Origin of the sequence: Moraxella sp. CTOTU47724 (genome assembly GCF_032014955.1) — a bacterium.
GTDB lineage: Bacteria > Pseudomonadota > Gammaproteobacteria > Pseudomonadales > Moraxellaceae > Faucicola > Faucicola tetraodonis.
In genome coordinates this window covers 1-9982 of the sequence record NZ_DALZSV010000069.1, presented here as the reverse complement: position 1 = coordinate 9982, position 9982 = coordinate 1, and the positions used below count along the sequence as shown (strand labels likewise).

Annotated in this window: 9 protein-coding genes and 1 pseudogene; 6 read left to right on the top strand and 4 right to left on the bottom strand. The window is 40.5% G+C overall.

From position 1 onward, the window contains the following. Positions 1–170 precede the first annotated feature (170 nt). From RTR63_RS10635 to RTR63_RS10620, 4 genes are all read left to right on the top strand, one after another. Positions 171–563 (top strand): MerR family DNA-binding protein, encoded by a 393-nt coding sequence (locus RTR63_RS10635; RefSeq protein WP_312524154.1) that lies wholly within the window; start codon positions 171–173, stop codon positions 561–563. A gap of 220 nt (positions 564–783) precedes the next feature. Continuing rightward, positions 784–1656, top strand: a complete 873-nt coding sequence (locus tag RTR63_RS10630; protein ID WP_312524152.1) for an alpha/beta fold hydrolase — start codon at positions 784–786, stop codon at positions 1654–1656. 215 nt (positions 1657–1871) lie between these two features. After that, positions 1872–2372 (top strand): winged helix-turn-helix domain-containing protein, encoded by a 501-nt coding sequence (locus RTR63_RS10625; RefSeq protein ID WP_099808673.1) that lies wholly within the window; start codon positions 1872–1874, stop codon positions 2370–2372. After that, a complete protein-coding gene (locus tag RTR63_RS10620; RefSeq protein WP_099808672.1) occupies positions 2360–2914 on the top strand; it encodes an IS630 family transposase in 555 nt (184 codons plus the stop codon). The genes RTR63_RS10625 and RTR63_RS10620 overlap by 13 nt, the downstream gene beginning before the upstream one ends. A 225-nt stretch (positions 2915–3139) precedes the next feature. Here RTR63_RS10620 and RTR63_RS10615 read toward each other — a convergent pair whose 3' ends face one another. From RTR63_RS10615 to RTR63_RS10610, 3 genes and pseudogenes are all read right to left on the bottom strand, one after another. After that, positions 3140–5650, bottom strand: a complete 2511-nt coding sequence (locus tag RTR63_RS10615; protein WP_409418215.1) for a copper-transporting P-type ATPase — start codon at positions 5648–5650, stop codon at positions 3140–3142. Next, positions 5648–5740: pseudogene (locus RTR63_RS11840) on the bottom strand (heavy metal-binding domain-containing protein); the annotation flags it as partial. The gene RTR63_RS10615 and the pseudogene RTR63_RS11840, both read right to left, overlap by 3 nt. Before the next feature lie 18 nt (positions 5741–5758). Beyond that, positions 5759–7435 (bottom strand): multicopper oxidase family protein, encoded by a 1677-nt coding sequence (locus tag RTR63_RS10610; RefSeq protein ID WP_312116771.1) that lies wholly within the window; start codon positions 7433–7435, stop codon positions 5759–5761. A 203-nt stretch (positions 7436–7638) separates the two neighbouring features. On the opposite strand from RTR63_RS10610, the gene RTR63_RS10605 reads away from it, so the two are divergent. Together RTR63_RS10605 and RTR63_RS10600 are read left to right on the top strand one after the other, a co-directional pair. Further along, on the top strand, positions 7639–8322 hold the full coding sequence (locus RTR63_RS10605) for a heavy metal response regulator transcription factor (protein WP_312116769.1): 684 nt from the start codon (positions 7639–7641) through the stop codon (positions 8320–8322). Further along, positions 8312–9691, top strand: a complete 1380-nt coding sequence (locus RTR63_RS10600) for a heavy metal sensor histidine kinase (RefSeq protein WP_312116768.1) — start codon at positions 8312–8314, stop codon at positions 9689–9691. Before RTR63_RS10605 ends, RTR63_RS10600 begins: the two co-directional genes overlap by 11 nt. A gap of 135 nt (positions 9692–9826) precedes the next feature. Here the strand turns inward: RTR63_RS10600 and RTR63_RS10595 are convergent, their stop codons facing one another. Continuing rightward, positions 9827–9949 (bottom strand): hypothetical protein, encoded by a 123-nt coding sequence (locus RTR63_RS10595; RefSeq protein WP_312524148.1) that lies wholly within the window; start codon positions 9947–9949, stop codon positions 9827–9829. Between the last annotated feature and the right edge of the window lie 33 nt (positions 9950–9982).

Sequence of the window (9982 nt, the reverse complement as noted above, 5' to 3'; positions counted from 1 at the left end):
GGTTAATAGGGCGATAGAACTGAATAAGGCTAAGCTTTGAATTTGGTAGAAAGTACGTTCATACGTTTTTCCTTTTGTTAGTCGGAGATTTAATTTATACTCAGTATAAAGCTTAACACTATGTTAGGGTCAAGCTATTTCTTTGTTATTCTTTTGTAAAAGGAAATATAGTGAATATTAAACAGGTAGAACAAACCACAGGCTTGACCGCTCGCCAAATCCGAGAGTATGAAAAAATCGGGCTAATTCCTGCGATGACTCGCACACCGTCAGGTTATCGGGACTATTCACAGGATAGTATTGAGCGTTTACAATTTATTAAACGAGCGAGAGACGCAGATTTTTCGTTAGCAGAAATCAAGGTATTACTGGCAATGCAGGACAATCCATGTCGTAATGATAGTGAGGTTAAAGCCTTAACCGCACAGCATATTGTGACATTAAACGAAAAAATCGAGCAATTACAAGCCATGAAAAGCACATTACAAGTTTGGCATGATAGTTGTAAAGGGGATGGGACGGCAGAATGTGGGATTTTAGATAAATTGGTTATTAAAGAGTGAATATTGCTTATTAGGGGTCATCTAAGAATTCGAACCATATTGTACGCTAAGGAATTTTGTCGAGTATTTTCAAAATTGAGACTATCTCATTCGCCTAAAAAACACCGCCCACTACCATCGTCTTACTTCATTTAACAACATTATCAAATAAGTCTAATCTAACATTCGTCACCCAAACTGTCAGAGACCCACAATATTAAGCCAAAAACGAGACCCAACTATGCCTACTTTATCGCCCCAACATCATAAGATTTTTACCACGGATAATCACCAACTTGCCGCATTTACGTATGGTGATAGCACTTTACCGCCTTTGATATTGGTGCATGGCTATCCCGACCGCCATACGGTTTGGGAAAAAGTCATACCCCATCTCATTGCCGATTTTTTTGTGATAGCCTATGACGTGCGAGGGGCAGGGGAGTCAGACTGTCCGACATATATAAAAGCGTATCATTTATTACAACTCAGTGAGGATTTGCAAGCCGTGGCAAAGCAGCTGCTTGGTGATAAGCCGTTTCATCTTGCTGCCCATGATTGGGGTTCAATTCAGGCGTGGGAAGCGGTGACTGACCTAAAATTGGCGGGCAAAATTTTATCATTTTCTACCATTTCAGGTCCTTGCCTTGACCATGTGGCACTTTACTTACGCAGTATTGGTTCTCAGCCTGCCAAGCTGTTGTCGATACTGAGTAAATCTTGGTATATCGGCATGATGCACTTGCCCTTTCTCGCACCTACTTTTTGGCAAACTTACTCACCTAAGCAATGGCAAAAACACGTTCAAAAGCTAGAAAACACCCAGGATATTCCGCTTGATACCTTGGTACAAACGGATGGCAAACATGGGATAGCCCTGTATCGGGCGAATTTTTTACCCAGAAACTTACGCCCTCGTCAGCGTTTTGCCCATAGCCCTGTGCAAGCGATTGTTTTAACCCAGGATAAATTCGTTAGTGCTGACTACATTGATGCCATGCCACAATGGGTTAAAAATTTTCAAAAGGTTAGTGTCAATAGCAACCATTCGGGCATATTAAGCCAGCCCAATGTGATTGCCGAACATATTCGCCACTTTGCCAGGCAGTTTTAATTAGCCCAACCAAATAGCAGTGCCTATTAGGATTATTTTTCAGTTGTGATATGTCTAAAAACGCTGGTTTTTTAGACAGTTATCCCATTATCAATCTTAAAAATACTCGACAAGATTCCTTAGTGTACTATTTTCTCCGTTTTCTGTGCTGACCCCTTAAAGCTAGATTTATAGGTTTGTTATACCAAACCCATAAACTATAGTATCATAGATACATGAATAAACTAAGATCCAAACACAGCCTAGACGAACATGACTTTGGCGAACTAGCCAAGACCGAAAGCAAAGCCAGAGCCAGAACACGCCTCTACATCCTTCACCAATACCGTATCGGTAACACCAGTGAAGCAATCGCTAACAACCTCAGCATCAACATCGAAACCGTTCGGCGTACCCGCAGACGCTATCAAGCGTTTGGATTAGACAGCCTGTATGACAAACCAAGAAGTGGCAGAAATAGCAAGCTTGCACCCGAGCACATAGACAGCTTTAAACAACTAATAGTTGACACCCAAGCAAAACGCGGTGGTGGTAGGCTCACAGGACAAGATATCCAAAAGCTTGCTTACGAGCATTACCAAGTTAATTACAGTGTTAATGGCATTTATGAACTGCTAGCTCGAATGGGTATGACATGGATCAGTGCCAGAAGCCAGCATCCGCAGGCGGATATTAATGCCCAAGAAGCCTTTAAAAAAACTTCATCGAGCAGGTAACCGCCATACTGCCCGAAGGTACCGACTTAAGCAATGTTGACATCTGGTTTCAAGATGAAACCCGCATTGGTCAGCAAGGTTCAATCACCCGAGTATGGCATTACCGTGGTAAAAGACCAAGAGTAGTGCGTCAACAGCAATTTATTTCTACCTACCTTTACGGGGCAGTGTGTCCTACGACAGGACAATGTGTAGGGCTCGTTATGCCTTATGCCAATGGCGAGTGTATGAAGCGACATTTAAAAGAAATCAGCCAAGCTGTACCCAAAGGTCGCCATGCGGTTGTGGTCATGGATGGGGCAGTATGGCATAAAGATCGCTATAATTTACCAAACCTGACTATCTTGAAACTGCCACCTTATTCGCCTGAGTTAAACCCGATTGAACAGGTTTGGCAATATATTAAGCAACATTGGTTATCCAATCGCTGTTTCGATAGTTATGAAACTATCGTCGATGCCGCCTGCCAAGCTTGGTGTAACTTTGCTAAACAGGTGGAGACGATCAAGTCCCTGACTGCTCGAAAGTGGGCAATACTTTAATTATTGGGTTTGGTATAAGCTATTTTTCATTTTGAATAGTAGACAATTTGATATATAAAAATATAGGTTTTGAGGAAAGTCCAAAAAACCTTCGTTTTTTGGACGTTTTAATCATTATGACCCAAATTCTGTACTGACAACTAAAACACTATATAAATTCTTCTGTAAATATCAGCTTTAGAACCTCAAAGTTAATCTTTACGAATTATCATTGGTTTTATTAGGTTAAAATTTCGAGCGTAGTCGTAAGGCATTAGCCACAACCGAAGCTGAGCTTAGGCTCATAGCAAAAGCAGCCAACATGGGTGATAGCAACCAACCTGTAAAGGGGTACAACACACCTGATGCAATAGGAATACCTACCGCATTATAGATTAAGGCAAATAATAGGTTTTGTTTCATATTGCTCACGGTAGCCATTGAGATGTTGCGAGCGGTCGCAATACCTCGCAAATCACCTTTCACTAACGTCACTTGACCACTTTGTAATGCTACATCAGTACCTGTCCCCATGGCAATCCCGATATCTGCTTGGGCTAATGCAGGAGCGTCATTAATTCCGTCACCAGCCATAGCGACCATACGCTTATTTGCTTGTTCTTTTTTCACTAATTCTAGTTTATCAGCAGGGCTTACCTCGCCATAAATCTCATCGATACCCAGTTGCTGACCTACCGCTTTTGCTGTGCTGATACCATCTCCTGTCGCCATAATAATTTTCAAATTATTTGCATGTAACTGCTGTATGGCATCCAAAGTTGTTGGTTTAATTGGGTCGGTAACAGCTAAGACCCCAGCCAGTTGATTATCGATAGCAAGCCACATGACGCTAGAACCTTTTTGGCGTAACTGCTCACTTTCTTGGGTAAGTTGATTTACATTTACTTGGTGCTGAGCCATAAATGCCGTGTTACCAAGAACTAAGTGTTTACCTTCCACATCGCCACTGACACCAATACCGCTTGCCGACTCAAAATTACTGACAGGACTAAGTGATAAGTTTTGAGAACGAGCAGCTTTTACAATTGCATCTGCTAAGGGATGCTCACTGCCTTGGTCTAAGCTTGCAGCAAGTCGCAAAATTTCAGTAGATGTTAAATTTAACGCTGTATTAGCAATGGCGGTATCAAAAACAGGCTTCCCCTGTGTTAGCGTACCTGTTTTATCAATCAATAACGTATCAATTTCACGCATTTTCTCAATGACACTTGCATCTTTAAATAAAATACCTTTCGTAGCTGCCTCACCTGTTGCGACCATGATAGACATTGGCGTTGCGAGACCTAATGCACATGGACAAGCAATAATCATCACCGCCACCGCATTAATAAGACCATAAATCCAGCCTTGTTCACCACCAAACAATCCCCAGCCAAACAATGTCAGTAAGGCTATACCAACGACGGCAATAACGAATTTACCTGCAATGACATCTGCCATGCGTTGCATAGGGGCTTTGGAGTGCTGAGCATTTGCGACCAATTCCACAATTTGAGAGAGCATGGTATCAGCTCCAATGCGTTGAGAAACCATCACCAATGAGCCATTGGTATTTAAGGTTGCCCCAATTAAGGCATCTCCCACTTTTTTATTAACAGGGACGGGTTCACCTGTCAGCATTGATTCATCTACACTGCTGTTACCTTCAATGACTAGCCCATCAACGGGGATTTTTTCACCTGGTCGAACTCGCAGTTTATCGCCAACCTGCACTTGGTTGATATCAATATCTTCTTCTTGACCATTATCTAAAATTCGTCGAGCTTGTTTGGGTGCAAGATTCATTAGCGATTTAATAGCTGATGACGTTTGCGAACGTGCTTTAAGCTCTAAAATTTGACCTAGTAAAGTTAGCGATACAATAATATCTGCCGCCTCGAAATACACAGATACTCTTCCCATACTGGTAAAAGAAGCAGGAAAAATTTGCGGCATTATTGTGGCAATTACACTGTAAATAAAAGCCGCCCCTGTGCCAATGCCAATGAGCGTCCACATATTCGGACTTTTATTAATAATCGATTGCCAAGCTCTTTTAAAGAATACACCACCTGCCCAAAGCACTACTGGCAATGACAAGATTAACTCAATCCAGCTTTGGGTTTGTCCTTCAAACCACATGAAACGATGACCAAACATAGCTAAGACAAAAACCACTAAGCTAAACGGCAGTGTCCACCAAAATTTGCGTTTAAAATCAGTTAGCTCTTTTTCTTCTTGTTGATCTACCACAGGGATAATGGGTTCTAAAGTCATGCCACAGATAGGGCAGTTACCTGGCGTAGATTGCCGAATTTCAGGATGCATGGGGCAGGTGTAACTAGTACCTGCGTTGCTGTTGGATTTGTCACTAACCCCTACTGGCGTGAAAGGCTGTGTAGGAGACTGGTGGGTATGTGCTGCATGGGGCGACGATTCATTTGAATGCGAATGTTGATGATGTACATGTGAATCAGCATCTGCAGGTTTAATGGTAGATGCTAATTGTAAAGTCATGCCACAGATAGGGCAGTTACCTGGCGTAGATTGCCGAATTTCAGGATGCATGGGGCAGGTGTAACTAGTACCTGCGTTGCTGTTGGATTTGTCACTAACCCCTACTGGCGTGAAAGGCTGTGTAGGAGACTGGTGGGTATGTGCTGCATGGGGCGACGATTCATTTGAATGCGAATGTTGATGATGTACATGTGAATCAGCATCTGCAGGTTTAATGGTAGATGCTAATTGTAAAGTCATGCCACAGATAGGGCAGTTACCTGGCGTAGATTGCCGAATTTCAGGATGCATGGGGCAGGTGTAACTATTATTTTCGTTAGCGTTTTGCATTCAATTATTCCTTTAGCTCTAGACACCAATAACCTTTAAACTACCCATCATACCGAGGTTTTCATGCTCTAAAATATGACAGTGGTACATTCTTAAACCTGCATGGTTTTGTTTGGTACGAATCCATACGGTCTCGTTAGGGCGAAGATTGACCACATCTTTTAAGGCTCTAAAGCTGGCTGTTTCGGTTTTACCTTGCCATTGTTTACGAATAACCTCAAACTGTGTGCCGTGTAAATGAAATGGATGATCCATGTGCGAAGCATTCTGTATTTCCCATTCTTCAACTTCGCCAACCCGACTGGTCAAGTCAATGCGTTTCATATCAAATACTTTATTATCAATGGTAAACATTCCTGTCATCATGCTAGGTGGCAAGTCAGAGCTAGCTTGCCCTTGTGTAGATGAGTTGCTAGACATCATGGAGTGCATGCCATTTTCCATCGACATATTTGACATATTATGCGACATCATGGGCGTAGAAGCGACGGCTGAAGCAGTGCCATGATTCATCGCATTCATAGTTTCATTAAAAACGATTTTTTTACGAGCTTTGACATCACCCCACGCAGGGATTGTTCTTAATTTACTTGGTAATCTAGCTACTTTTCCTTGGGTTCCGACAGTGGCTAAAGTTAAAGTGGTGGGGTTTTCTTGTACCATCATTTTTTGACGGTTGTAATACAAGCTTTGTAAAGGAGTGGCATTTTTAATCACACCTTGTACAATGACCTCGACTCGTTCTGCTGGAGCTAAAAATAACTCATCGACCGCAGGTCTAGGGCTTTCCAGTAAACCGCCTTCAGTGCCAATCACAATCCATTTTACCCCTGGTATATTTAACCGCAGATAACGAGCACTGGTAGCATTCCAAATGCGAATTCTTTCATCGCCTTGCAAGGTGATTTTTGGTTGATATTGTCCATTAATAAGTACAATTTCGCCTTCTCTACCATTCATCCAATCATTCATATTATTGGCAGGGATGTGACCATCAGCAGCCAAGCGAAGGTCAGAGATTAACCAATGTTGCTCTTTTAAACTCGCTAATGGGTCATTTTTGGCACGAACAATCAGTGTGCCTGCTAAACCCTTATACACCTGTTCAGAAACGTGTTCATGTGGGTGTGGGTGATACCAATAAGTGCCTGCACTGCCTTCTGGTAGCGTAAAAGTATAAGTTTTACTTTGACCAGGCATAATCGGGTCTTGTGGATTGCCATCCGATTGCACAGGCACATCTAATCCATGCCAATGAATTGTGGTAGGTTGGGGTAATTCATTACGAAAATTTATCTCTACCGTATCACCTTCAGTTACTACAATTTGTTGCCCGCCTAGGGTGTCGTTATATAGCCAAAATTCCGTTTCCTTGTTATCAGCCACCACTTTTTTAGTAACCCCTGCCGTTATACTGGCTTTAAAGGTATTTGACTGTTTGCTGATATTAGCTAGGAGAGGCAGTGTGGCAAGTGGTGCACCTTTGACTAATTTACTAGGCGACATGAGTTGCTCACTTGCCATAGTACCCATTTCTTTATTCATATCACTCATATCATGGTTCATACCACTCATATCATTCATATTATGAGATTCATGATTCATACCTGCCTTTTCAAGGCTTTTTGAACAACCAACAATTACTGATGTTGCTGCAAGTCCTAAACCATATTGTAATAGTTGCCGTCTTTTCATGTGAGTGACTCCATCAATTGTTTTTTGCGTTCTCTCAAAAGGTTTAATAATAAACGATTCTATAAACTACTATTTTATTTAAACTAATATACGCTATTACACACAACATTTAACTGACACAAAAATGACATTTTTGTCATTTTCACAAAAAATAGTATTTTAACGGTATGATATTCATGAAAAATTCGTGTTAGGTGATACTTATGAGAATTTTATTAGTAGAAGATGAACATAAAACGGGCGATTATTTAAAACAAGGCTTAACTGAAGCAGGCTATGTCACTGATTGGGTTGCAGATGGCTTATCAGGCAAGCATCAGGCTCTTAGCTCAGACTATGATTTGATTATCTTAGATGTTATGTTACCTGGTCTAGATGGTTGGAGTGTCATCAGCGAAATTCGTAAAGGTGGCAAAACTATGCCTGTACTATTTCTAACAGCCAGAGATCAAATTGAAGATAGAGTAAAAGGTCTAGAGCTAGGGGGTGATGATTATCTAGTCAAACCTTTTGCTTTTGCAGAGTTGCTTGCACGTATTAAAACTATTTTACGACGAGGACAGCCTAGAGAAGATACCAATGTCATTAAAATTGCTGATTTAGAGTTGGACTTGATTAAACGTCGTGTCACCCGAGCAGGTCATCGCATTGATTTAACTGCTAAAGAATTTGCTTTAATGGAATTATTTATGCGGCGACAAGGTGAAATCCTCCCTAAAACCCTAATTGCCTCTCAGATTTGGGATATGAACTTTGATAGTGATACCAACGTTGTTGAGGTAGCAATTAAACGTTTGAGAACTAAGATTGATAGTAATTTCGAGGTCAAACTGATTCATAACGTACGAGGCATGGGATATGTCTTAGAGGTTGAGCGTGAAGCATAATCTATTTAAATCAATCAGTGTTAAAATTAGTATTATTTTTTCCTTATCTACTATTTTTATACTGATAATCATGGGTTTATTCGTCAATAAGTTAGTGATGAATCATTTTGACTATCAGGATCGTACCTTACTCGAGGGAGAAATCCAAAGAATTGAACATTTACTACAAAAAGATAATCTGGACTTGGAATATTTAAACGCTTATTTAACCGATGCCATGGTAGGGCATAAAGATATTTTTTTACAAATCGAGCGTAAGCAAGGGGATATATTGTTTAGCTCATCATACCACCCAGTCAAAATGCAACAGTCGGCTCAAGTGACCAAGGGTGATTGGATTAAATGGGTCAATGATAATAAGCAATACCACGGTCTAGTAAGTTCAACATACATTAATAACTCGACCAATCAAGAGCCTGTTAGTATTATCGTGGGTGTCGATAACAACATACATCAACATTTTTTAAATCATTTTAAATATCAATTATTTTTAATTGGGTTAGCGGGCAGTCTATGTCTGATGTTATTAGGCTGGTTTGCAGTAAGACAAGGTCTAAAGCCTGTGCAAAGCATGACAGAGGTAGCAAAAGGTATTTCAGCCCAAAATCTTTCACAACGTTTAGTTGTAAAGAATATACCCACGGAGCTACAACCGTTAGCCATTGCCTTTAATGATATGCTTGATAGGCTTGAAATAGCCTTGGAAAAACTCTCTGATTTCTCATCTGACTTAGCCCATGAGTTTAGAACCCCGATTAATAATCTGCTGACTCAAACACAGGTTTGTCTAGCTCGAAATCGTGATATTGAAACCTATCAAGAAATACTCTTTTCAAATCTTGAAGAGTTTGAGCGGTTAGCTAGAATGGTATCTGACATGTTATTTTTAGCAAAAGCTGAACATGGACTTAACTTACAAAATCTACAGATGATAGAATTATCCAAAGAAGTAGAAGCCTTATTTGAGTTTTATGATGCAGTCGCTGCCGAAAAAAATATGACCCTAGTCCAAGAAGGCTCAGGTAATGTGTGGGGTCAGTCTGATTTATTACGTCGTGCTTTAAGCAATCTGTTGTCCAATGCCGTTAAATATGGGAAACATAATTCGGTTATACAAGTTAAAATACAGCAAAATGCTAATACGACTATGTTTAAAATAGAAAATGAAGCTGCCGAAATCCCAAAAGAGCAGTTAGCACGATTATTTGATCGTTTTTATCGTATAGATGGTTCAAGGCAAAGAAAAGAAGAGGGAAGTGGTCTAGGACTGGCTATCACAAAATCTATTTTGGATATGTTGGGTGCAAGCATCAATGCCGAATCAGTGAATGGTAAAATTACTTTTACGATTATTTTTACGAACCCATAAACATAAATGGTGTAAGCAAAGACACACAGAAGGTCATGTTAATGTCTCTATTCCATATTTAAAAAATGTCCAAGAAAAAGAATATTCTCTAGGGTGCCATATGCTCCAAATTCTGTGCTAACCCTACTTAAAAAATTAATCACTGACGGTATCAGGGATTAATTCAATAACCTTCTGACACCAGTCTGCCAAATCCTTATCAATCTCATACCAAATCCATGTCCCCCGACGTTTACTGTAAGCATCCGACCATCCCATCTACCACCATTCTAAAAAATACGAGATAGTGCC

What these genes read in the sequence shown, in the direction of transcription:
- RTR63_RS10595 (WP_312524148.1), bottom strand. Translation starts at nt 9,949, where the DNA reads ATGGGATGGTCGGATGCTTACAGTAAACGTCGGGGGACATGGATTTGG.
- RTR63_RS10615 (WP_409418215.1), bottom strand. Translation starts at nt 5,650, where the DNA reads ATGACTTTACAATTAGCATCTACCATTAAACCTGCAGATGCTGATTCA.
- RTR63_RS10610 (WP_312116771.1), bottom strand. Translation starts at nt 7,435, where the DNA reads ATGAAAAGACGGCAACTATTACAATATGGTTTAGGACTTGCAGCAACA.
- RTR63_RS10630 (WP_312524152.1), top strand. Translation starts at nt 784, where the DNA reads ATGCCTACTTTATCGCCCCAACATCATAAGATTTTTACCACGGATAAT.
- RTR63_RS10605 (WP_312116769.1), top strand. Translation starts at nt 7,639, where the DNA reads ATGAGAATTTTATTAGTAGAAGATGAACATAAAACGGGCGATTATTTA.
- RTR63_RS10625 (WP_099808673.1), top strand. Translation starts at nt 1,872, where the DNA reads ATGAATAAACTAAGATCCAAACACAGCCTAGACGAACATGACTTTGGC.